Origin of the sequence: Lawsonibacter asaccharolyticus, assembly GCF_022453915.1 — a bacterium.
GTDB classification, from domain to species: domain Bacteria; phylum Bacillota; class Clostridia; order Oscillospirales; family Oscillospiraceae; genus Lawsonibacter; species Lawsonibacter asaccharolyticus.
Window position 1 is genome coordinate 2,736,261 of record NZ_CP091870.1, and the last position, 22,839, is coordinate 2,759,099.

A 22,839-nucleotide genomic window follows, 5' to 3' on the forward strand; every position below is an offset into this window, starting at 1 on the left:
GCTTTCTTTTTCTCATTCCGCCGCCGGGCCCCGTCCGGCGTCACTTCCAACCCTGAAAAGGAGGTGCCTGTTATGGCAGCACCCTTTGTAGACACCGCGAAGATCACCGTCCGCTCCGGCAGCGGCGGAAACGGCGTGGTCTCCTTCCACCGGGAAAAATATGTGGCCGCCGGCGGCCCGGACGGCGGCGACGGCGGCCGGGGGGGCAACGTGGTGGTCACCGTGGACGATCACATGTCCACCCTGATGGACTTCCGCTATAAGCGGAAATACGTGGCGGGCAACGGCGCCCCCGGGGGCGGCAACCGCCGCACCGGCAGGGACGGGGAGGACCTGCTCCTCCAGGTGCCCCGGGGCACCGTCATCCGGGATGCCGCCACCGGCGAGATCATCCGGGATATGTCTGACGAGACCCCCTTTATCCTGTGCCGGGGCGGCCGGGGCGGATGGGGCAACCAGCACTTTGCCACCCCCACCCGCCAGGTCCCCCGCTTCGCCAAGCCCGGCCTGCCCGGTGAGAGCCGGGAGGTTGTGCTGGAGCTGAAGCTGCTGGCCGACGTGGGGCTGGTGGGCTTTCCCAACGTGGGCAAGTCCACCCTGCTCAGCGTGGTCAGCCGGGCCCAGCCCAAGATCGCCAACTACCACTTCACCACCCTGTTCCCCAATCTGGGGGTGGTTTATGTGGAGGAGGGGGTCTCCTTCGTCATGGCCGATATCCCCGGTATCATCGAGGGCGCCGCCGACGGTGCCGGCCTGGGCCACGACTTTCTGCGCCATGTGGACCGCTGCCGGCTGCTGATCCACGTGGTGGATGTGTCCGGCTCCGAGGGCCGGGACCCGGTGGAGGACTTCGAGGCCATCAATGCCGAGCTGAAGCAGTACTCCCCCGAGCTGGCCGGCCGGAAAATGATCGTGGCCGCCAACAAGGTGGACATCATGGAGGACCCCGCCCTGCTGGACCGGCTGCGCGCCCATGTGGAGTCCCAGGGCATGGAGCTCTTCGAGATCTCCGCCGCCGCCCACCAGGGCACCCGGGAGCTGGTGAAGCGGGCTGCCCAGGAGCTCCAGCAGCTGCCCCCTGTGGTGGTCTACGAGCCCACCTACGTGGAGCGTCCCCCCGAGGTGGACACCAACGGCAGCGTGTCCATCGAGAAGTTCGACGACACCTGGGTGGTGGAGGCCCCTTGGCTCCAGCAGCTCATTGCCAGCGTCAACTTTGGGGATTTCGAGTCCCGCAACTGGTTTGACCAGAAGCTGCGCCAGTCCGGTCTGTTCGACAAACTGGAGGAGATGGGCATCCAGGACGGAGATATCGTCTCCCTGTATGACCTGGAGTTCGAGTACCAGAGATAACCGCCGCCAGCTTTCTCGGTCTCCTCTTTCTTTGTCCCCTTATAGGTTCCTCCCACACACATCTTTACGAGAACGCAGAAGGGTATGCCTCAGATGGCATACCCTTCTGTTTTTCGTTCTGGAGGTCGCGCAGTCAGCAAATCTATGGGCCTAGAGAAGGAAACGAGCAGATATTAAGATGTTAGAAGTGGTAAGACTTAAATGTCAAATTAAATTCTTTCTTTGAAGTAAATACCCACTCTCTCCCATCTTAAAAATGATCCAGCAAATAATGAAAGAACATATGCGGTACTTTGTATGAAGGCATAATCATCTACTGCTTTGGCTCTCCCCTCCGCACCACGTCTCCGTGTGCACCGCACACCGGTGCCCCCGGCCAGCTTGGTCATCCGGCCGTCTTCCTTGCCTTCATGCGGATGCGGACGTAGTCCACAAACCACTTCCCGTCGCGGAACAGGGCAGGCCGCAGCTCCTCCACCGCCGCCCGGAGGATCTCATCCCCCAGGGCAGGCTCCAACCCCTCAAAGGGTTTTTTGACGAACATGCGGACCCAGTCGGCCAGGCCGTCCCCCGTCTTCTGCTCTGTGGGCCGGTCAAACAGCACCGCGTATTCCACCCGGAAGCCCGCCCGCTCCAAAATGGGGGCGTACTCCCCGATAGTAGGGAAGTAGAAGGTCCTGGGATAGGCCAGCCCCCTCCGCGCGAACTGCCGCTCCAGCGACGAGTGGACCCGCTCCGCGCAGCCCTTCCCGCCGAATTCAAAGATAAACTGCCCGCCCGGCTTCAGCTGGGCGGCCACGTTGCGGGCCAGGGCCTGCTGCCGGCTCCCGTCGATCCAGTGGAGCACAGCATTAGAAAAAATGACGTCTGCCTTCTCCTCCAGCTGGAAGGTGACCGCATCCCCCTTTTGGAAGGGCAGTCCGGGATGAAGGGCCCGGGCCTCGGCCACCATCTCGGCGGAGTCGTCCACCCCCAGCACCCGGTATCCTCGGTCCGCCAGCTTCTGGGTCAGGGCCCCGTTGCCGCACCCCAGATCCACCACCAGGCCTCCTGCTTCCGCCTCCACCAGCTCCAGCACGCTCTCACCGTATCGGTGGACAAAATCAAAGTTTTCTGTGTACTTTCCCGCTTCCCACTGAATATTCATCGGTCTTTCTCCACCTTTTCCACGTTCTTTCCAGTTCAGGGCTTCCGCTGCCGCTCCAGCTTCAGGGAGACCCCCCTGGTCTGCGCCCGCTCCCGGAACAGCTCAGCCGCCCGGCTCCCCCGGTCCTTCTGCTCCTCCGGGGGATACTCTGGGCCGAACTCCTCCTCCAGCCTGGCTATGACCGCCTCCACATCCTCCAGCTCCAGCAGGTTGACAGCGGTGCAGAACAGCGACTTCCGCCGTCCGTCATTGCACCGCTCCAGCAGGAAGCGCAGCCCCTCCATCTTCTTGCCCAGCGTCTCCCGGTAGTGCTCCAGGCCCACCCGCTTCACCGTCTCCAGGTCCCTGCGGGCGTTCCGGTGGGGGATGAAGGAGTCGGCCTGCTCCTGGACATACCGCTGGCAGGGCCAGTCCGGACACAGGGAGCAGAACTCCACCCCGCCGTGCTCACCGGCACACCGGAGTATGGGGCAGGATGGCCGTCCCGGCCCGCCGCAGCCCGGACAGTGGGACTCCTCACGGATGTGGTACATGGGGCACAGGCCGCAGTTGAGCCCGCACTGGGAGAAGAGCGGCTCACTCCTCCGATACTCCCGCTTCATAGGCCGTTCAGCTCCTGGGCCCCTTGGGGATCTTGGACTTGGGGCCCCGCCAGAACTGGAATTGGATGCCCACCGCCACCAGCAGCAGGATCAGGCCCACCAGGGTGAGCCACGCAGAGAGCACGTCGTCCAGCAGGCCGCCGGACTCCATCATTTGGCACACCGCCAGGAAGATCAGGTCCACGAACAGCAGATTCCGGGCCGCGGGGCTGAATTTCTTGGTCCGGCTGTTCTCCTGGAGCGCCTGGGGGTCCTCTCCCGCCTTCTGGCCGGGGCGGTAATTGTAGTTGGAATTCTTTCTCTGGCTGCGCTTTTTGCTCATGACTCTCTTCCTTTCTGAATGGTGGCCCCGCCGATCACTAGGTCGCCGTCGTAAAAGACCACTGCCTGGCCCGGGGTGACCGCCCGCTGGGGCTGGTCGAACTCCACGCGCACGGTGTCCGGTCCCGTCTGCTCAATGGTGCAGGGCTGCTCCTGCTGGCGGTAGCGGATACGGGCCTTGGCCCGGATAGGCGCACTGAGGCTGTCTGTGGGGATCAGGTTCAGCCGGTCCGCTGTCAGGACGCGGGTGAACAGGGCGGCGTTGTCCGACAGGACCACCGCATTGTCCTCCGGCCGCAGCTCCTTCACATACAGCCGCCCCTCCGAGGAGATCCCCAGTCCCCTGCGCTGGCCCACCGTATAGGAGACGATCCCCTCATGGGTACCCAGACGCCTGCCGTTCTGATCCAGGAAGGGCCCCGGAGGGTACTCCCTCCCCATGTACCGGCGGAGGAAAGCGGCATAATCCCCGTCTGGGATGAAGCAGATATCCTGGCTCTCCTTCTTCTCCGCGTTGCCGAAGCCCTGCCGTGCGGCAATGGCCCGGATCTCCTCCTTGGACAGCCCCCCCAGGGGGAATCGGCTGCGGGACAGCTGCTCCTGGGTCAGGCTGTACAACACGTAGCTCTGGTCCTTCTCCGGGTGGAGGGCCTTTTTCAGCAGACAGCGGCCAGTGGCGCCGTCCCGCTCCATGCGCACATAGTGGCCGGTGGCCACCGCCTCCGCCCCCAGCTCCAGGGACCTGCGGAGCAGCTCCCCGAACTTGATCCCCCGGTTGCAGTCCACGCAGGGGTTAGGGGTGCAGCCCGCCTCATAGGCCGCCGCGAAGGGGCGGATCACCCGCTCCCGGAAGCAGGTCCGGCAGTCCAGCACCTGGTGGGGCATCCCCAGCCGCTCCGCCACCGCCCGAGCGTCCGCCAGGTCGTCACTGGCGCCGCATGTCCCTTCCGGCGTCTCCCGGTCGAACAGCCTCAGGGTCACCCCCATCAGCTCATGCCCCTCCCGCTGGAGCAGCCATGCCGCCACCGAGCTGTCCACTCCTCCGCTCATCGCCACTGCGATCCGCTCTCCCATGGGTCTCTCCTTCCCAGATGAAAATCGTCAAAACGCTGAAAATTTGAGTCCAGTATATCACGTTTTTCCCGCCGGGGCAACCTCCCGCCGGCGGAAAACTCCCGCACCCCCCGATTTTCCGCCCTTTCCCTGGCAAAACAGATTTTGTGGTCTTTTTTTGTTTTTAAAAAAATCATCCACAAGATATAGTGGACACCACATGCCGCTTATGGTATAATCAGGGCCCGGCAGAGTTTTATGCGGGCGGCCCCGGCCCCCGCTCACCCACTTACAAAGGATTCAAGGGAGAGGAGTACGCCATGAGCGCCATCAAAGTCATCAAGCGGGACGGGACCATCGTGGACTACGACCGCAGCAAGATCAAGCTCGCCATCCAAAAGGCCAACGCCGAGGTCCCGGAGGAGGACCGCATCCAGGAGGCGCGCATCGACTCCATCATCGACAGCATCGAGGCCCGCAGGCGCCAGCGCCTGTTGGTGGAGGACATCCAGGACATGGTGGAGCAGGCCCTGGTAGCGGAGAATAAGTTCCTGCTGGCCAAGACCTACATCATCTACCGCTATACCCGCGCCCTGGTCCGTAAGCAGAACACCACCGACGAGTCCATCCTCTCCCTGCTGCGCAACGAGAACAAGGAGCTGGCGGAGGAGAACTCCAACAAGAACACCATGATCGCTGCTACCCAGCGGGACTACATCGCCGGCGAGGTGAGCCGGGACCTGACCCGGCGCATCCTGCTGCCCGAGTACATCTCCAAGGCCCACGACGAGGGAGCCATCCACTTCCACGACGCGGACTATTTCATCCAGCCCATCTTCAACTGCTGCCTCATCAACATCGGGGACATGCTGGACAACGGCACCGTGATGAACGGCAAGCTCATTGAGAGCCCCAAGAGCTTCCAGGTGGCCTGCACCGTCACCACCCAGATCATCGCCTGTGTGGCCTCCAACCAGTACGGCGGGCAGTCCGTGGATATGAGCCACCTGGGCAAGTACCTGCGCCGCAGCAAGGAGAAGTTCAGAAAGCACATCACCTATGAGTGCGCCGGTCAGGTGGACGACGCCACCATCGAGCGACTGGTGGCCGACCGGCTGAAGGACGAGCTGAAGAGCGGCGTTCAGACCATCCAGTACCAGATCAACACCCTGATGACCACCAACGGCCAGTCCCCCTTCGTCACCCTGTTCCTGAACCTTCAGGAAGGCGACCCCTATCTGGAGGAGAACGCCATGATCGTAGAGGAGGTGCTGCGCCAGCGGCTGGAGGGCATCAAGAACGAGAAGGGGGTCTACATCACCCCCGCTTTCCCCAAGCTGGTGTACGTGCTGGACGAGCACAACTGCCTGAAGGGCGGCAAGTATGACTACATTACCGAGCTGGCCGTCAAGTGCTCCGCCAAGCGGATGTACCCCGACTATATCTCCGCCAAGAAGATGCGGGAGAACTACGAGGGCAACGTGTTCTCCCCCATGGGCTGCCGCTCCTTCCTCTCCCCCTGGAAGGACGAGAATGGGAACTACAAGTTTGAGGGCCGCTTCAACCAGGGCGTGGTCTCCCTGAACCTGCCCCAGATCGGCATCCTGGCCCGGGGGGATGAGGAGAAGTTCTGGCAGCTGCTGGACCAGCGGCTCCAGCTGTGCTTCGAGGCCCTCATGTGCCGCCACAACGCCCTGAAGAACGTGCGCTCCGACTCCAGCCCCATCCACTGGCAGTACGGCGCCATTGCCCGCCTGCCCAAGGGGGCCCCCATCGAGCCCCTGCTCTACGGCGGCTACTCCTCCATCTCCCTGGGCTATATCGGCCTGTACGAGGTGACCAAGCTGGTGAAGGGCTGCTCCCAGACCACCCCTGAGGGACAGGCCTTCTCCCTGAAGGTGATGGAGCGTCTGCGCTCCGCCTGCGACACCTGGAAGAAGGAGACCAACATCGGCTTTGCCCTGTACGGCACCCCCGCCGAGTCCCTGTGCTACCGCTTCGCCCGCATTGATAAGGAGCGCTTCGGGACGATACCAGATGTAACTGACAAGGGTTATTATACAAACAGCTATCACGTGGACGTGCGGGAGCACATCGACGCCTTCTCCAAGTTCACCTTTGAGAGCCAGTTCCAGAAGATCTCCACCGGCGGATGCATCTCCTATGTGGAGATCCCCAACATGCGCCACAACCTGGAGGCTCTGAAAGAGGTGGTCCGGTTCATCTACGACAACATCCAGTACGCCGAGTTCAACACCAAGAGCGACTACTGCCAGTGCTGCGGCTATGATGGGGAGATCACCATCAACGACGACCTGCAGTGGGAGTGCCCGGTGTGCCACAACACCGACCAGGCCAAGATGAACGTCACCCGCCGCACCTGCGGCTACCTGGGAGAGAACTACTGGAACGTGGGCAAGACCAAGGAGATCAAGTCCCGGGTGCTGCACCTATAAAAATATAGGATGTATCTCTGCCCTGCGGGGCGGAGATACATATGAGTAAGAGGTTTTTATGAACTACGCCGACATCCGCCCCATTGATGTGGCCAACGGACCGGGCGTCCGGGTCTCCCTCTTTGTGTCCGGCTGCCCCCATCGCTGCCCCGGCTGCTTCAATCCGGAGACCTGGGATTTCCAATATGGCCAGGGATTCGGGGAGGAACAGGTCCGCTCCATCCTGGATCTGCTCCGCCCCGGCTATATCCGCGGGCTGACCCTGCTGGGGGGCGAGCCCATGGCCCCGGCGAATCAGCCGGAGGTGCTCTCCCTGGTACGCCGGGTGCGGCAGGAGCTCCCCGGCAGGGATATCTGGTGCTACACCGGCTACCTCTACGAGGAGCTGGCCGCCGGCCGGGTGGGTCCGCTGGACCGGGAACTTCTTCATGAGCTGGATGTGCTGGTGGACGGCCCCTTCCTTCTGGAGCAGACAGACATCCGCCTCCGTTTCCGTGGCAGTGCCAACCAGCGTATCCTGGATGTTCCCCGGTCCCTGGCGGCCGGGGAGGCCCTCTGGTGGGACAGCCCCCAGGACTGAATCCAGCGGCAGCCCTGAGCTTTCAGGGCTGCCGCTCCTGTTTTTATCTTGCTGGGCGTACATTTCCCCTTCCTTTTTCCGGGTTTTTGTGTTAAACTAATTCGGATATCAGTCTGTACAGAGGTAGGATCACGCTTTGGACAACATCATTCTCATCGGCATGCCCGGCTCGGGCAAGAGCACTGTGGGCGTTCTTCTGGCCAAAGCCTTGGGCTACGGCTTTCTGGACACCGACCTGGTGATCCAGCAGCGGGAGGGCCTGCTGCTCCAGGACATCCTGGACCAGTTCGGGGTGAAGCACTTCCTCCAGGTGGAGGAGGAGGCCATCCGCACCGTGGACTGCCGCCGCACCGTCATCGCCCCAGGGGGCAGCGCCGTCTGCCGGGAGGGGACCATGGCCCACCTGAAGGAGCTGGGCCCCGTGGTCTATCTCCGGGTCCCTATGGAGGAGCTGACCAGCCGCATCCAGAACCTGGCCACCAGGGGGATCGCCATGGAGCCGGGGCAGACCCTGGCGGACGTGCTGGCCCAGCGCGCCCCCCTCTACGAGCGCTATGCCGATTTGACGGTGGACTGCCTTCCTGGGCAGACCTTGGCCCAGACCACTCAGATGGTCCTGGCCCTTCTGAACGGCCGCCGGTGATCCCGGCAGCCCGCCCCAGCCCCCGGGGAAATGGGGGCCCGGCGCGGCGCTGACCGCGCCCGGATCATGAAAAAGGAAGAGCTGAATGACATTTCGCGACTTAGGGCTCATCGCCCCCATCCTCTCCGCCCTGGAGGAACAGGGCTACACCCGGCCGTCCCCCATTCAGGAGAAGGCCATCCCCCCTGCCCTGGAAGGGCGTGACGTGCTGGGCTGTGCCCAGACCGGCACAGGCAAGACCTGCGCCTTTGCCGCCCCCATCCTTCAGCGGCTCAGTGCCGCCCCGGTGAAGGGCCGCCCCATCCGCGCCCTGATCCTCACCCCCACCCGGGAACTGGCCATCCAGATCGGTGACAGCTTCCAGGCCTATGGCAGCCATCTGTCCCTGCGCCACGCTGTCATCTTCGGCGGTGTGGGCCAGAACCCCCAGGTGGAGGCCCTCAACCGGGGGGTGGACATCCTGGTGGCCACCCCCGGCCGGCTGATGGACCTCCACGACCAGGGGTTCGTCCATCTGGAGCAGCTGGAGATCTTCGTGCTGGACGAGGCCGACCGCATGCTGGACATGGGCTTCATCCACGACGTGAAGAAGATCCTGAAGTGGCTGCCCGCCCGGAAGCAGACCATGCTCTTCTCTGCCACCATGCCGCCGGAGATCGCCGATCTGGTCAACTCTCTCCTCCGCTCCCCTGTCCGGGTGGCGGTGGACCCGGTCTCCTCCCCTGTGGAGGCCATCCGGCAGTCGGTGTACTTCGTGGACAAGGGCAATAAGACCCGGCTGCTGGCCCAGCTGATCCAGGAGCTGGCGGTGAAAAACGCCCTGGTCTTTACCCGCACCAAGCACGGGGCCAACAAGGTGGCCCGGGAGCTGAGCAAGTACGGGATCACCGCCGCCGCCATCCACGGCAACAAGAGCCAGACCGCCCGCCAGCAGGCCCTGGCCGACTTCAGGGCCGGGAAACTCCAGGCCCTGGTGGCCACTGACATCGCCGCCCGGGGGCTGGACATCGAAGAGCTGTCCCATGTCTTCAACTACAATCTGCCCGAGGTGCCTGAGACCTATGTCCACCGAATCGGCCGGACCGGACGGGCGGGCCGTGGCGGCGAGGCTATCGCCTTCTGCGACTTCTCCGAGAAACCTCTGCTCCGGGAGATCGAAAAGCTGACCCACCGCTCCATCCCCGTGGTGGAGGAGCACCCCTGGCCCATGCAGGTCTTCGAGCTTCCCAAAAAGGATAAGAACGGCCGCACTATCAATGAGGAGGACGCCGAGGCCCGAGCCGCCGCCCGTGAGCTGCGCCGGGAGCGGGAGGCCGCCCGCCAGGCCGCAGCTCAGGAGAAACAGGAGAAGTCCGCTCAGGCTTCTGCCCCGTCCCCAGAGGCCACGGTGGAGGGCGGAGAGAAGAAGAAGCGCCGCCGCAGGCGGAGCAAGTCCAAGGGGGAGGCGCCCGCCGCCCCGGCGGAGTCCCCGCTGCCCGCTCAGGCTCCCGCCCGCCCCAAGCTGACCCGGCCCGGCACCCGCCTGGAGACGGGCAGCGCCATGCCCTGCACTGAGTTCGACCGCCCCGACCCCCTGGCTGGAGACCGGATCATGGACGCCACTGCCCGTCTGCTGGCTCCCCGCCGGCTGACTCTCTCCCCGGTATCCTCCAGGGAGGAGCACGGGCGCCCCCGAAAGCGCTCTGCTGGACAGGCCGCTCAGCCCCGCCAGAAGAGCGAGGGCCAGAAGGGCCGCTCTGCCCACACCGCCCCCCAGGCGGAGAGCCGGAAGCCGGCGCCGTCCAAGCATAAAAAGTCCTCCCAGGGCCGCGGGCAGGACCGCCGCCGCTCCTTCCAGGACCCGCCCCGTCCCACCGGACATCCCAAGGACTCCACCGAGCAGGAAAGCTTGATGAAGCCCTATTACCTGGATATCTGACCGCAAATACAGATGAGTTTGGAGGTTATTTCATGGATTATCAAGCAATGTACCAGCAGAAGCTGACCACGGCCGAGGAGGCCGTCAAGGTGGTCAGATCCGGCGACTGGGTGGACTACACCTGGTGCACCAACCACCCCATTGCCCTGGACAAGGCTCTCGCCGCCCGCAAGGATGAGCTCACCGATGTAAAGGTCCGGGGCGGCGTCACCATGTGGATGCCCGAGATCGCCAAGGCGGAGGACGCCGGCGACCACTTCACCTGGCACTCCTGGCACTGCAGCGGCATCGACCGCAAGATCATCACCAAGGGCATGGGCTACTTCAGTCCCATGCGCTACTCCGAGCTGCCCCGCTTCTACCGGGAGAATCTGGCCCCTGTGGACGTGGTGATGCTCCAGACCACCCCCATGGATGCCCATGGCAACTTCAACTTCGGCCTGGCGGCCTCCCACCTGGCCGACCTGATGTCCCGTGCCAAGTGCATTATCGTGGAGGTCAACGAGAATATGCCCTGGGTGTACGGCCTCACCGGCACCGAGATCAACATCCAGGACGTGACCTATGTCGTGGAGGGGGACAATCCCCCCGTGGCTCAGCTGGGCGCAGGCGGCGAGCCTACCGACGTGGACCGGGCCGTGGCCAACCTGGTGGTGCCCCAGATTCCCAACGGGGCCTGCCTCCAGCTGGGCATCGGCGGCATGCCCAACACCATCGGCGCCATGATCGCCCAGTCCGACCTGAAGGACCTGTCTGTCCACACGGAGATGTATGTGGATGGCTTCGTGGACATGGCGGCCGCCGGCAAGATCACCGGCCGGCACAAGGCCCTTGACAAGGGCCGCCAGGTCTTCGCCTTCGCCGCCGGCACCCAGAAGCTCTATGACTACGTCGACCGCAACCCCGACGTGATGGGTGCCCCGGTAGACTACACCAACGATGTGCGGGTCATCGCTCAGATCGACAACTTCATCTCCATCAACAACGCCATCGACATAGACCTGTTCGGCCAGATCAACGCCGAGTCCGCCGGCATCAAGCACATCTCCGGCACCGGCGGCCAGCTGGACTTCGCCATGGGCGCCTACCTGTCCAACGGCGGCAAAAGCTTCATCTGCATGTCCTCCACCGTCACCGGCAAGGACGGTACTGTCAAGAGCCGCATCGTCCCCACCCTGACCCAGGGCTCCATCTGCACCGACCCCCGCTCCTGCGGCCACTATGTGGTCACGGAGTACGGCATGATCAATCTGAAGGGCCTGTCCACCTGGGAGCGGGCGGAGGCCATCATCTCCATCGCCCACCCCGACTTCCGGGAGCAGCTCATTGCCGACGCCGAAAAAATGCACATTTGGCGCCGGAGCAATAAGTGATCCTTTTTCCCGTCAAATATACAGGGCCGCGGATGCTGTGCATCCGCGGCCCTGTATATTTCGAATCTCCTTTTTCCCGTGGCAGATGTTTCAGGATCAGACGGGAGAGCGCGAGGGGGCGGCAGCCCGCCTGGAATGGGATCACATCCCCTAGCCCTTGCAGAGCAAGGGCTGCGGCGAGCAAATCGAGGACTTTTCCCGCAGTCAGAGTGGTCCATCCGCGGACCGCTCTGTTCATCCACACAGGCTCCATTGAAAGTTCTCCAGCTTCAGCCGGCTCCCCACCGTGGTCCCCTCCGGGAGCAGAAACATGGTCAGGGAGTGTTTCTGCCCATCATCCGATACCATTTCGGCATAATCTCCATTAATATTGCTCACAGTATAGTAAATTGCCTCCATTTCCGGCCCTCCAGTCCTTCCAGCTCCGATCCCGCTTGCCGCGGTCAGCTTCAGTGTACCGGTTTCTCAGTGGGCTGTCAACCACCCTCCCGGGCCTTTTCCGCCCGCTTTTGATACCACCGCAGACAGTCCCGGTTCCCAGTCACCTTCATCAGCACCCCAGACACCGCCATGTCCGCTGCCACCGTGGCGGCCGCCGTCCAGGTCACTCCAGGCGGGATCAGGGCGGTCAGCCGCGCCACCGCTGGATGGACGAAGTAGATGAGTGGGAGGGCCAGCGCCCCCCAGGCCAGGGAAAAGGGGAGGCATATCTTCCCCTGGATGCTGCCCGGCAGGCCGGTATAATCCCAGAAGGAGACGCCCAGTCCCCGCTCGTACAAAATTGCCATCCCATATTCCGCCGCCGTGGCCGCCAGGCCCCCCAGCAGGAACAGCGTAAAGGGATTCTGGATGACAGTCCGCGGGAGCAGCAGGATCAGGCAGGCCCCCACGCCGTACACCGGGCACAGCGGGAGCACAAGCAGGCTTTTTCGGTCCCCCCGCCCTCCAGTTGCCCGGGCGTAGGCCACCTCCAGCAGGAAGCCGAAAAAGCTGTATAGGATAAAGTTCCAAACCCAGATCAAAGGTCAGCCCTCCATTTCTCTGCTACATAGGGTAGCGAAAATGAGTGGCTTTCATGCGGGCAAATTTTGTCATTAACGGCCAGGTCCCGGGCCTTTTTCTGCCTGCGGTCTGTTTTCCCGGAAGCTGAGTCCATCCTTGGAAAAAGTGGGGCAGACTTTTCCATGATGCCTTGCGGAAAAGGGCGGTTTGTGGTAGGATTACTCGAAGAATACGGATGATAGGAGAGTGGAGCGCGATGCGTCATTTGATCGATTTTGGGGACCTGCCCCGCCATGAGTGGGACGCCCTGTATGCCCGGGCCAGCCAGATCATGGATGACCCATCCCAATTTGTGGACGTGTGTAAGGGCCGGGTGTCGTGCAATCTGTTTTACGAGCCCTCCACCCGCACCAACTTCTCCTTCCAGACCGCCATGCTGCGCCTGGGCGGGACGGTGTTCGGCTTCGCCGATCCTAACTCCTCTTCCGTTGCCAAGGGAGAGACCCTGAAGGACACCATCAAGATGGTCTCCGGCTACGCCGATGTAGTGGTGATGCGCACCCCTTGGGAGGGCTCGGCCAAGGCCGCCTCCCTCTACTCCGCCGTCCCCGTGGTCAATGCCGGCGACGGCGGCCACATGCACCCCACCCAGACCATGGCTGATCTGACCACCATCACCCGCCTGCGGGGGGGCGTAGACGGCCTCTCTCTCGGCCTGTGCGGCGACCTGAAGAACGGACGCACGGTACACTCCCTCATCAAGGCCATGGCCAAGTTCCGGGATATCAAGTTTTTCCTCATCTCTCCCCGGGATCTGGCCGTTCCCGAATATATGCGGGTCTTCATGCGTGAGAACAATATGTGGTTCACCGAGGTCACCGGTCTGGAGTCCGTCATCCCCCAGCTGGATGTCCTCTACATGACCCGCATCCAGCGGGAGCGGTTTGTAGACCCCCTGGAGTATGAGCGCAACAAGGGAATCTATATCCTCACCCGGCGCAAGCTGGAACGGGCCAAGCCCAGCATGCTGGTGATGCATCCCCTCCCCCGGGTGGATGAGATCTCCATCGATGTGGATGACGATCCCCGGGCCGTCTATTTCCAGCAGGCCCGCTACGGGATGTTTGCCCGGATGGCCCTTCTGGAGCATTTGGCCCTCCAACCCCGGGATGACGCTCCTCCCGCTGTGGAGATCGGAACCAAGCCCGTCTGTACCAACCCCCGCTGCATCACCCAGACCGAGCACTATCTCCCGCCTCTGGTCAAAAAAATCGGCGGCGTGGACTGCTGCGGCTTCTGTGACGCCGCTCTGTGCTAAGATTTGATCTCTCCCTGTAAAAATGCCGTTAATTCCGCCTCTTTTCTCTTGACGCAGGCCCCTCTTTCCTTTATCCTTTTTATCATCCCGCCCCTCAGCGGGAAAGGATCGCCGGCCGCTCCCCTTCGGGGTCGGACCGGCTCGAAGGAGTTATCCGCGTTTATGGACACAGACAGCGACTGCGCCCGACCCGATTTATTACTGTAAAAAAGCACAGCTGCCCTATCCAGGATAGGGCCGGCTGTGCTTTTTTGCATCCTGATGTCCAATTTTGAGGAGGAACGATCCGTGTCAACTATTGCCATACAACTGCTGGTCCAGGTCATCCTGATCCTGATCAATGCCTTTTTTGCGGCTACCGAGATCGCGGTGATCTCCCTCAACGCAAACAAGCTGCGGATGTTGGAAGAGAGCGGGGACAAGCTGGCTCCCAGGCTGCTGAAAATGCTGGAGCAGCCAGCCGGCTTCCTCTCCACCATCCAGATCGGCATCACGCTGGCCGGTTTCCTCGGCTCCGCCTTTGCGGCGGACAGCTTCTCCGAGTATCTGGTCCGCTGGATCTGTGAGGATCTTGGCTTTACCGCCCTCCCCATCTCCGTGGTGGATACCTTCTCGGTGGTCGTCATCACTCTGATCCTCTCCTACTTTACTCTGATCTTCGGCGAGCTGGTCCCGAAACGCATCGCCATGCAGAAGTCCCTGGAGATGGCACGTCTCTCTTGCCGGGTGGTCTCCACGCTTGCCTTCATCGCCCGGCCTGTGGTGGCCCTTCTCTCCTTGTCCACCAATGGAGTGCTCCGTCTGCTCCGCATGAAGACCGAGGACGAGGAGGAACAGGTCACCGAGGATGAGATCCGCATGATGATCGACCTGGGTAACGAGAACGGAGCCATCGATGCGGAGGAGAAGGAACTGCTCCAGAACGTCTTTGAATTCGGCGACCTCTCGGTCAGCGACGCCATGACCCGGGTAGGCGATGTCACCGCTATTCAGGTGGACACCCCGCCCGGCGAGGTCCTGGACGTCATCCGCGCCACCGGGCTGTCCCGCTTCCCGGTCTATGGCAGCGATCTCAATGATATTTTGGGCATCCTGAACGCCCGGGATCTTCTGCTGGATATGGCCTCTTCCCGGCACCGCACTGTGCGGGAGCTGATGCGTCCGGCCTACCTGGTGCCGGAGACTCTCTCTGCGGACGACCTCTTCCGGGATATGCAGCACAAAAAGGTACATCTGGCGGTGGTCATCGACGAGTACGGCGAATTGGCCGGTGTCGTGAGCCTGGAGGATCTGTTGGAAGAGATCGTAGGCAATATCTACGATGAGTTCGACCCGGCGGAGCCCCCGGAGCTGGAGCATCTGGAGGACGGTGTCTGGCGGTGCAGCGGCGGCCTCAGCGTTGACACTCTGGCGGAAGAGCTGGGATTCGATCCCCCGGAGGACGCGGACTACGACACCGTGGGCGGGATGGTGCTCAGCTGCCTCCGCACCATTCCGGAAGATGGGAGCCGTCCCCATGTAGAGGCGGGTGGCCTGGACCTCCAGGTGGAGCAGGTAGCTGACCACCGGATCCAGTGGGTGCTGGTCCGCCGTTCCCAGCCCGCCGCTCCCCACCCCCAGTGATCCTTGTTTCGCCCTGCGGAGGTCCTCCGCAGGGCGAAATCGAAAAAAGGGATTGACAAGCGCCCTTCCATGTGGTATCATTTTCAAGCTGACACAGAGAGTGAGGCGCCCATGCGGGTGTAGTTCAATGGTAGAATCCCAGCCTTCCAAGCTGGTCGCGTGGGTTCGATTCCCATCACCCGCTCCATATGCGCCTGTAGCTCAGGTGGATAGAGCAACTGCCTTCTAAGCAGTGGGCCAGGGGTTCGAGTCCCTTCAGGCGTGCCATCTTCCCTCTGCTGTCGCTGTTATATGGTGGGTGTAGCTCAGTTGGTTAGAGCATCGGATTGTGGTTCCGAGGGTCGAGGGTTCGAGTCCCTTTACCCACCCCATATGACCTCAAGGCGTAAGGGCCGGAGCGTCGGCTCCGGTCCTTGCCTTTTCAATTTCTCCCCATCTGACGGAGATACAGGGGTGTAGCCAAGTGGTAAGGCAAGGGACTTTGACTCCCTCACTCGCTGGTTCGAGTCCAGCCATCCCTGCCACTTTTTTCTGTGTTTTCTGGTCCGGCAGTTGCGGAGGCAGTCCTGTTTTTCGTTTGATTGATTTCATGACCCAGTAGCTCAGTCGGCAGAGCACCTGCCTTTTAAGCAGGGTGTCCGGAGTTCGAATCTCCGCTGGGTCACCACGCCGGAGCAAAGTCCGCTTTGCTCCGGCGCTTTTTTATGCTCACGCACAAAAAAGCGTCATCCGCCCGCTCCCTTGCTCCTCCTTTCCAGATCGCAACCGCTTACGCTGGGTCGCGATTTGGGTTGGGGCGCAGACTTGAGGTGCGTCTTCGAAACTGTTTGTCAACTTCACCTCCCCCCTTGAGCTGTAAGGCTTTTCTAATTTTTCTTTTTCTAATTGGATGATTATTCAGCATCAAAATTACCCATATAAAATCATGTCAAATTTGATGTCAGGAGCCGCCCATATCGGGGCGGCTCCTCTGCTTTATCTGGCCTTCGCCGCTGCCCGGGCCATGATCGCGCCCTCCTCCCGGGTCATAAGATCCCGGGGGCGGCTGCCGTCCGTCAGGCCCAGCTCCACAGCCTCCTCCAACAGCTCCGGCATGGACGCCTTCTTGGCGGCCGCCTCCCTGCGGTATCTCTCCAGGTACTCCAGCCACTGCTCGTAGGTCACGCTCTCTTCCTCCTCATAGTCTGGGCGATATGCCCCCACGATGTATTTCTTATGCCGCCTGCGGCGCATCACCGCCCCGCCGTTGTCCTCGCTGGCGCCGCCGGTGTTGCCATCAATGGTGGTAATGTAGGTCCCATCCCAGCTCTCACAGATGCCAACATGACCGGCGGAGCTCTTGCCGGAGAAGTTGAAGAACACGATGTCTCCCGGCCGGTAGTCAGTCACCGCCTGCTTCTTGTGGAAGGACATCAGCGTGGGACAGTAGGCGGTCTCTCCGCCGCCGTAGTACAACTCGGGAGCCCCGGCCTCCCGGAATACCCACCAGACGAACACGGCGCACCAGGGGTATTTTCCGGACACCTCCCGCCCATAGTAGGCGGTGTTATACTTTACATTGTCACTGTTGGCCGGGGATTCTCTGGTCCCGATCTGCGACCGGGCGATCTCCAATATCTTTTCAGCGGTTGCCATAGTGCGCCTCCTCACTTCTGTGCCTTGATCCACCCCGCCTGCTCCATCAGCTGCACCAGTTTGTCATAACCGAACATCGCAGAGAAGGCCACCAGGAAGATGAGGGCGATCAGCGCCACGATCATCCAGCCGGTGATGGCAAAGCGGTAATAGGACCACAGGCCGAAGCCCGCCCCCACCGTCACTACCGCGGCCACCAGGAAGGCCAGCAGGTTGGTGGGGAGCATATCGTACAGCAGGCTCTTGAGCACCTGTACGATGATGTTGGTCACCAGGGTCAGCGCCAGCACCAGGGCCAGCAGCATGGGCAGATAGTTGGTCAGTTCATTCATGGGTGGTTTCCTCCTTTTTGCCGGATCTATCCGGCCAGTTGTTATGTTTGCTCAGATTCTCCACCAGGGATTTGATGGCGTAAGCCAGGATCACGGCAATGATCTCTGTGACGGCTTTCCCGGATAGCTGTTCTGCGATCTGCTCACGGCCCAGATAGGCCAGCAGATAGGAGCACCACACCCAGGCGCAGCCATTGCACAGGCACAGCCAGACGGTGGCCTTCATGGTCTCTGTGCGGCCCCTTTTGGACCGGTGGGTGGACAGCCACCACAGCCCCAGACAGAACACGCACCCCAGTGCGAAGGCCGCTGCCGCGGCCAGGATCACAGTGCTGCTCATGTCCGGACCTCCGATTTTAAGTCCCGGATGTCGTGCTGCACCTCCGTCATCTGCCCCTCCAGCTTGTAGGTCCGCTCCACCAGGCTGTTGTGGGCGGACACCTTCTGCTCCAGCTGCTCGATGCGGTAGGTGGTCAGCTTGTTGGACACCAGGATGCCTCCAAAGGTCCCCGCCAGCGTCCCGATCAGCGACATCCCCGCCACAGCCAGCGTCGTCAGATCCATCCCCTCTCCCCCTCCTTTCTCTGAAAGGCCCACAGCGTTCTCCTCTCCAAAGCTCTGCCCGCCCCGGCGCCCCCTACCACTCCCAGCCCCGGCGCCAAAATTGTATGTTCCCGTCAATCCAATTTCACAAAAAACAGCAGAAGGGGCGCACAGTGTGCGCCCCTTCCAAACGATCGCTTCCATCTTGTTTAGGCAGCTTCCCCTTGTGGGAGAGTGGCTCGGCCCACGCTGTGTCCCCCAAAAGCCTTTCCCTCGGGGGAAGGCGTCACGGCGGATGCCGTGACGAATGAGGTGGCGCCCTTCCGCCCGTCCCACGCGGGCGGACTATAGAGGTGCCCGCCCTGCGGGGCGGGTCCCTTTCTGAACGTCCAGAAAGGGACCAAAGAGACGCCGGGGGACGCTCCCGGCCCCCCGGTACAGGAGACACCGAGCGGAGATCTCCTGGACCTGAGCGGCGCGGCAAGGCTTTCGCACTGACCAGCGTCTCGCGCCGCTGCCGCTGATGCCCTGCGTCATTTGGGTCAATGCGCTGTTCCGGCTTTGCGCCTGGCGTCCCGGGCCTGGGCAGGCAGGGGGTTGACGTTTCCCCCTGGTCCCCCCGTTTGCACCGTGTAAGAGGAACAGACCCGAAGCAAGTAAAAAGGGACCCCGGACCCAAATGGGTCCGGGGTTTCCCCCCGCCATATAACAGGGGTATCCCTTTTATGCTCGAGACTTAGCTAATAGTCAGCTCCACAGTGCCGACGGTCAGCTTCACCCAGTTGGTAACGTCATCGCGCTCGTCGACCTCAACAGGATCAGACCCGTCGGTCACAGTCACGGGAGCGGAGCCCTCAACCACGATCACGGTGCCGGGCACAACATAAACCTCGGTGTCCATGCTATCCGCGATCTCGACGGGCTTGCCGGAAGGCTGGCTCACATAGGAGACAGTCACGCTGGTCAGGTTCAGCTTGGCAGCGGCGCTCAGCTCGATGTCCGCAGACACAGCGGCGGCAGAGTACACAGTATCATCAAACTTGGCACCACCGGTGGTGTCGATCACCGACATGCCGCTCTCCACAGCCGCAGCCACCAGGTTATCCGAGGTATTTGCCACGATCTGGCCGCTGGTCACAGCCTTGCTGTTGACGGTGGCGGTCACACCGTTCAGAGTGACCTCACGTCCGCCATTCAGGGTGACATCCGCGTTGCCAACAGTGTACTCCTCCAGGTTGTCGCCCACGTCGGCGTTGTCAATGACACCGGCGTAGCCGCGAGCAGGAGCCACAGCGATAGTCTCTCCCACCTTGACATAGTCATTGGAGGTAATGTCAGTGGAGGTGGCGTTGGTCAGGGTCACCTTGGAAGCCGCATACAGATACACATCCGCGCTGATGGCGCTGGAGTTATCCAGCACCTGAGCGCTGGCCTTGGTGCCGGTCTCGGCGGTGCTGTTGCTCACATCGCTGCCGGTGACCAGGATCACGGCATTGGCATCAGCGGTCTTGACCGTAAACTTCTGGGCATTGTCGGAGGCCTTGACGTACCAGACGTTCTCGTTCTTGGAAACGGGGGTCACTTCAGTACCGGAGCCATTCTCCACCTTGCTCAGGGTCACGCCCTCGCCCACGTGGATGGCATAGACGCTGACCACATCAGTCTTGCTCAGGGTCATATCCTCGTTCACGGTGAGGGTCAGGAAGCCGGCCTTCTCCACCTCGCCGATGAAGTTGCCCTGGCTGTCCTGCACCTGGGCGCCGACAGTAGAGAAGCTGGAATCCTGGATCAGCAGAGTGGTGCCCTCCGCCACCTGGTACTCCGTGCCGAAGGCGGTGGAAGCACTGGAGGAGATGAGAGTCTTGCCGTCCGCGCTCCAGACCTTGGCGTTGTTCAGGGTGCTGTCCAGAGTCAGGGTACGGGTCTCGGGAGCCGCAGGCTCATTCTTCAGGGCAATGGCGATGTCAGTCTTGTCCTTCACCTTGAAGCTGATGGCGACAGACTTCCCGTCCGCGGCTACGGTGTAGTCAGCGGCGGCGATGCCGGCCACGGTGTCGATCAGCTTGCCATCGGGGGCGGTGTAGGTGTAGGAGTAGGTCTCGCCAGCCTTCAGGGTGGCGGCGGCGGCGCTCACGGCGGTGCCGTCAACGGTCAGGGAGATGGCCTTGTACTCGGACTTCTCCTGCTTGACGATGTACACCAGCTCGGCGGGGTCATCGCTGTCGTCGGGCTTGGCAACATAGGCATAGGTGTAGTAGTCGTCGTCCTCTTCCATGTCCTTCAGGTCGCCAACGCGCACGTCAGCGGAGCTCTTCAGGTCCTTGCCGTTGTTCTTCAGCTCATAGGTGGCCACAACGAAGATGGTCTCGCTGTTGGCGGTCCACTGGTCGGCGTTGCTGTCGCCCAGGGAGAAGGCTCTGGAGCCCACCACCTCGGGGACCGCGCTGACCGCGATCTTGTCCGCGTCGGTGACCACGCCGGAGCCGTTGGTGCGGTTGACCACATACAGGCCGGACTTGCCGGTGGTGATCTCCTGGTGGGCATCGGCGGTGAAGATCAGAGTGGTCTTCTCGCCGTCCACATACACGGTGGCTTCCTTGTACATCTTGTTCTTGTCATAGGACTCATAGGCTTCCCAATCAGCCACATAGAAGTAGGTCTTGTTGCTGTTGGAGGCCTCGCCGGAGTAGACGAAGACCACGTCCAGGGCGCCGTCGCTGTTCTTGTCGATGGCCCAGAACTTCACAGGATCGGTGGCATCGTTGTCCACGTAGTCGGGGACGTTCTCGAAGCCGGTGTACAGGACCTTCTCATCGGTGTCGATGAAGGCGGTCTTCTCGTCCACGATGTACTTGGTGCCGTTCACATAGATGAAGGCCTTGTCGCTGTTGATGGCGGCGGTGTTGTTTCCGTTGCCGACAGCGTGATCCTCGGTATCCTTGTAGTTGTTGTCCTCATAGAGGTCGCCGTCATCTCGGTCGTTCACGTTCGCGTAGGGCAGGATCTGACGCAGGGTGTAGACGTCGTCAGACACGGTCCAGGCGAAGACGTGCTCCTCCAGCATGGCCTCGACAGCAGCCTGGGTCATGGTGAAGTCCTGTCTGTCGGAGTGCAGGTCGATGTACTCGTCATCGATCTCCACGGTCTTGGCGGTGCCGTCGGTGAAGACGACCTTGGCGGTGATGGTCTTCAGGGACACGTCAACGGCGTCCACATACAGGTAGTTGGCATAGTAGTCATCCAGGGCGATGAAGCCGATGACATAGCCGTTGGGGTCCAGGAACAGGCGGTAGCCGATATCCAGGGTGGGGTGCTTCTCGTTGATGCCGTCCACATCACCCTCGGTCCACTTGGAGTAGTTGTACTGGTTGCCGTCGTCCAGCTTGACGTAGTTGCCCTGATCCTCCTCAGGATCGGCGTCCTTCTTGACGCGGGTCACAGTGCCCTCGGCGGTGGCGGGATCGTTGATGGTGGCCACGAAGGCGTCGCCGTCCTCGTCCACATCCACAGTGACGACAACATAGTCGTCCTCAGCGAAGCCCTTGCAGTAGATCTTCCGGGTGTCCACGGAGTCGCCCAGGGGGTCCTGGGTGCCCAGCATGCGGACGGTGGCGAACTCGCCGTCATCGTCGGAGCGGATGTCGGTGATCTCGGCCAGGTAGTAGTTGATCTTCACCACGGTGACGGTCTCGTTGACCTCGTCAACATAGATTTCGGTGGTGGCACCCTTGTCGGTGTACTCGTAGGTGGGGTCCTTTTCGTTCTCGGGCCGGCCGGCAACCTCCTGCTCGGCGCCGTCCACATAGGCGACCCAGTCATAGACATAGTCGCCCTTCTCGGTGCCCTCGACGACCGTCTTGCCCAGGTCCTTATAGATCACGTTCTCCTTGGTCCCGGCAGTGTAGACATAGTCGGGGGTGTCGGCCACGGTGATGATCTCGTCATCGGAGGTCATCTTCACGTTCTCGGGCTTCAGGCTGCCGTCCTCATTGAGGCCGTAGGAGTCATTGCCCTCGGTGGTGGCGGAGGTGCCCCGGTAGGAACCGGTGCCCCAGGTGGTGCCGGGACGGCCGTAATCGGTGTTCTCGTTGGTCTTGTAGACCAGGTCGAAGTTCTTGTAGCCCAGGGTATCGGTGTAGTAGAAGGTCAGGGAGTAGATGATACCCTTGTTCTCGTTGTAGTACACGCCCAGCAGTTCGTTGTACTGAACGGGCACGGCCTTGGTCAGGGCGTTGAACACCAGCTCAGCCACGTTGTCGCGGGTCAGGCCCTCGTTGGCGGTGAGCTTCAGGTCGCCATACAGGCCCAGAGCGGTGCCCTTGGCGGTGGCGGCCAGCATCCAGTTGTCGCCGAAGTCAGCGGCGTTCTGGAAATAGCCCAGGGCGCGGCACAGCATCAGCACGGCCTGCGCGGTGGTCACGGTGGCGTTGGGGTCAAACTTGCCCTCGCCCACGCCGGCCACGATGCCCAGGCTGGAGCACAGGTTCACATAGCCCTGCGCCCAGGCGGGGACGTCGGTGAACACATTGGTCTCCGCGAACTGGTTGACGTTCACGCCAGCGCCGTACAGCATGGTGCTGATGATGACCGCCATCTCGGCGCGGGTGACTACGTTCTCGGGGCCGAAGGACCCGTCCTCGTAGCCGTCAAAGAGGCCGATGGCAGAGGTGACCGCCACGGCGTCCTTGTTGACGATCTCAGCGTTGTCGCTGAAGTCGTCAAGGCCCTTAGCGCTGGAGCCCACGACCATCATGCCCAGGAGCATAACGGAAGCCAGAGCCAGGCTGAGAGCACGCTTCAGGTTTCTCATTGGATATTCCTCCTTTTTATATTGACAAAAGTCGCTGTTTTCTGACAAACCGGGCCTTTTCCAGAACATTTCGGCCCACTATGCCTGTACAACACTTCTGACACAGGAGGAATTGGTTATAAAAAGGGGA

19 protein-coding genes and 5 tRNA genes are annotated in these 22,839 nt (G+C 61.8%); 13 read left to right on the top strand and 11 right to left on the bottom strand.

Annotation, left to right across the window (positions count from 1 at the left end):
- Positions 1 to 72: 72 nt before the first annotated feature.
- Positions 73 to 1,353: a GTPase ObgE gene (obgE, locus tag L9O85_RS13160; protein ID WP_050623356.1), complete on the top strand. Its 1,281-nt coding sequence runs from the start codon at positions 73 to 75 to the stop codon at positions 1,351 to 1,353.
- A gap of 385 nt (positions 1,354 to 1,738) precedes the next feature.
- Here obgE and L9O85_RS13165 read toward each other — a convergent pair whose 3' ends face one another.
- Genes L9O85_RS13165 through mnmA form a run of 4 tightly spaced genes read right to left on the bottom strand, consistent with a single transcriptional unit; the run spans position 1,739 to position 4,497 of the window.
- Entirely contained in the window at positions 1,739 to 2,500 is a 762-nt protein-coding gene (locus tag L9O85_RS13165) for a class I SAM-dependent methyltransferase (protein ID WP_301578869.1), read from the bottom strand.
- A gap of 35 nt (positions 2,501 to 2,535) precedes the next feature.
- Positions 2,536 to 3,102, bottom strand: a complete 567-nt coding sequence (locus L9O85_RS13170; RefSeq protein ID WP_108980424.1) for a DUF3795 domain-containing protein — start codon at positions 3,100 to 3,102, stop codon at positions 2,536 to 2,538.
- Positions 3,103 to 3,109: 7 nt separating this feature from the next.
- Positions 3,110 to 3,424 (bottom strand): hypothetical protein, encoded by a 315-nt coding sequence (locus L9O85_RS13175; protein WP_050623352.1) that lies wholly within the window; start codon positions 3,422 to 3,424, stop codon positions 3,110 to 3,112.
- A complete protein-coding gene (mnmA, locus tag L9O85_RS13180) occupies positions 3,421 to 4,497 on the bottom strand; it encodes a tRNA 2-thiouridine(34) synthase MnmA (RefSeq protein ID WP_050623351.1) in 1,077 nt (358 codons plus the stop codon). The genes L9O85_RS13175 and mnmA overlap by 4 nt, the downstream gene beginning before the upstream one ends.
- Positions 4,498 to 4,805: 308 nt before the next feature.
- Here mnmA and nrdD point away from each other — a divergent pair, with 308 nt between their 5' ends.
- From nrdD to L9O85_RS13205, 5 genes are all read left to right on the top strand, one after another.
- Complete coding sequence (gene nrdD / locus L9O85_RS13185) at positions 4,806 to 6,932, top strand: anaerobic ribonucleoside-triphosphate reductase (RefSeq protein ID WP_050625397.1); 2,127 nt, start codon at positions 4,806 to 4,808, stop codon at positions 6,930 to 6,932.
- Between the two features lie 58 nt (positions 6,933 to 6,990).
- Entirely contained in the window at positions 6,991 to 7,512 is a 522-nt protein-coding gene (nrdG, locus tag L9O85_RS13190; protein ID WP_301578871.1) for an anaerobic ribonucleoside-triphosphate reductase activating protein, read from the top strand.
- A gap of 136 nt (positions 7,513 to 7,648) precedes the next feature.
- Positions 7,649 to 8,155, top strand: a complete 507-nt coding sequence (locus L9O85_RS13195; RefSeq protein WP_108980422.1) for a shikimate kinase — start codon at positions 7,649 to 7,651, stop codon at positions 8,153 to 8,155.
- 85 nt (positions 8,156 to 8,240) lie between these two features.
- Positions 8,241 to 10,073: a DEAD/DEAH box helicase gene (locus tag L9O85_RS13200; protein ID WP_108980421.1), complete on the top strand. Its 1,833-nt coding sequence runs from the start codon at positions 8,241 to 8,243 to the stop codon at positions 10,071 to 10,073.
- 32 nt (positions 10,074 to 10,105) lie between these two features.
- A complete protein-coding gene (locus tag L9O85_RS13205) occupies positions 10,106 to 11,446 on the top strand; it encodes a butyryl-CoA:acetate CoA-transferase (protein ID WP_276757283.1) in 1,341 nt (446 codons plus the stop codon).
- Between the two features lie 234 nt (positions 11,447 to 11,680).
- Here L9O85_RS13205 and L9O85_RS13210 read toward each other — a convergent pair whose 3' ends face one another.
- Positions 11,681 to 11,845, bottom strand: coding sequence for a hypothetical protein (locus L9O85_RS13210; RefSeq protein ID WP_187120328.1), 165 nt, complete (start codon positions 11,843 to 11,845; stop codon positions 11,681 to 11,683).
- A 77-nt stretch (positions 11,846 to 11,922) separates the two neighbouring features.
- Complete coding sequence (locus tag L9O85_RS13215; RefSeq protein WP_050623346.1) at positions 11,923 to 12,468, bottom strand: putative ABC transporter permease; 546 nt, start codon at positions 12,466 to 12,468, stop codon at positions 11,923 to 11,925.
- A gap of 236 nt (positions 12,469 to 12,704) precedes the next feature.
- Here L9O85_RS13215 and pyrB point away from each other — a divergent pair, with 236 nt between their 5' ends.
- From pyrB to L9O85_RS13250, 7 genes are all read left to right on the top strand, one after another.
- Positions 12,705 to 13,766 carry an aspartate carbamoyltransferase gene (gene pyrB / locus L9O85_RS13220; RefSeq protein ID WP_050623345.1) on the top strand — a complete coding sequence of 354 codons (1,062 nt, stop codon included), beginning with the start codon at positions 12,705 to 12,707 and terminating at the stop codon, positions 13,764 to 13,766.
- Between the two features lie 288 nt (positions 13,767 to 14,054).
- Positions 14,055 to 15,389: a hemolysin family protein gene (locus L9O85_RS13225; protein WP_256183519.1), complete on the top strand. Its 1,335-nt coding sequence runs from the start codon at positions 14,055 to 14,057 to the stop codon at positions 15,387 to 15,389.
- A gap of 113 nt (positions 15,390 to 15,502) precedes the next feature.
- A tRNA-Gly gene (locus L9O85_RS13230) sits at positions 15,503 to 15,576 on the top strand.
- A 3-nt stretch (positions 15,577 to 15,579) separates the two neighbouring features.
- Positions 15,580 to 15,656, top strand: a tRNA-Arg gene (locus tag L9O85_RS13235).
- 27 nt (positions 15,657 to 15,683) lie between these two features.
- Positions 15,684 to 15,760 (top strand) — tRNA-His (locus L9O85_RS13240).
- Between the two features lie 78 nt (positions 15,761 to 15,838).
- Positions 15,839 to 15,913, top strand: a tRNA-Gln gene (locus tag L9O85_RS13245).
- A gap of 67 nt (positions 15,914 to 15,980) precedes the next feature.
- Positions 15,981 to 16,056 (top strand) — tRNA-Lys (locus tag L9O85_RS13250).
- A 308-nt stretch (positions 16,057 to 16,364) separates the two neighbouring features.
- Here L9O85_RS13250 and L9O85_RS13255 read toward each other — a convergent pair.
- The 5 genes from L9O85_RS13255 to L9O85_RS13275 all read right to left on the bottom strand — a co-directional run bounded on the left by L9O85_RS13255 (position 16,365) and on the right by L9O85_RS13275 (position 22,709).
- The gene (locus L9O85_RS13255) at positions 16,365 to 17,024 is read right to left on the bottom strand and encodes a CHAP domain-containing protein (protein ID WP_108980420.1); all 660 of its coding nucleotides are present in this window, start codon (positions 17,022 to 17,024) and stop codon (positions 16,365 to 16,367) included.
- 11 nt (positions 17,025 to 17,035) lie between these two features.
- The gene (locus L9O85_RS13260) at positions 17,036 to 17,356 is read right to left on the bottom strand and encodes a hypothetical protein (protein WP_050623343.1); all 321 of its coding nucleotides are present in this window, start codon (positions 17,354 to 17,356) and stop codon (positions 17,036 to 17,038) included.
- On the bottom strand, positions 17,349 to 17,696 hold the full coding sequence (locus tag L9O85_RS13265; RefSeq protein ID WP_301578877.1) for a hypothetical protein: 348 nt from the start codon (positions 17,694 to 17,696) through the stop codon (positions 17,349 to 17,351). Before L9O85_RS13265 ends, L9O85_RS13260 begins: the two co-directional genes overlap by 8 nt.
- Complete coding sequence (locus tag L9O85_RS13270) at positions 17,693 to 17,920, bottom strand: hypothetical protein (RefSeq protein ID WP_301578879.1); 228 nt, start codon at positions 17,918 to 17,920, stop codon at positions 17,693 to 17,695. Before L9O85_RS13270 ends, L9O85_RS13265 begins: the two co-directional genes overlap by 4 nt.
- Positions 17,921 to 18,635: 715 nt before the next feature.
- On the bottom strand, positions 18,636 to 22,709 hold the full coding sequence (locus L9O85_RS13275) for an S-layer homology domain-containing protein (protein ID WP_301578881.1): 4,074 nt from the start codon (positions 22,707 to 22,709) through the stop codon (positions 18,636 to 18,638).
- Between the last annotated feature and the right edge of the window lie 130 nt (positions 22,710 to 22,839).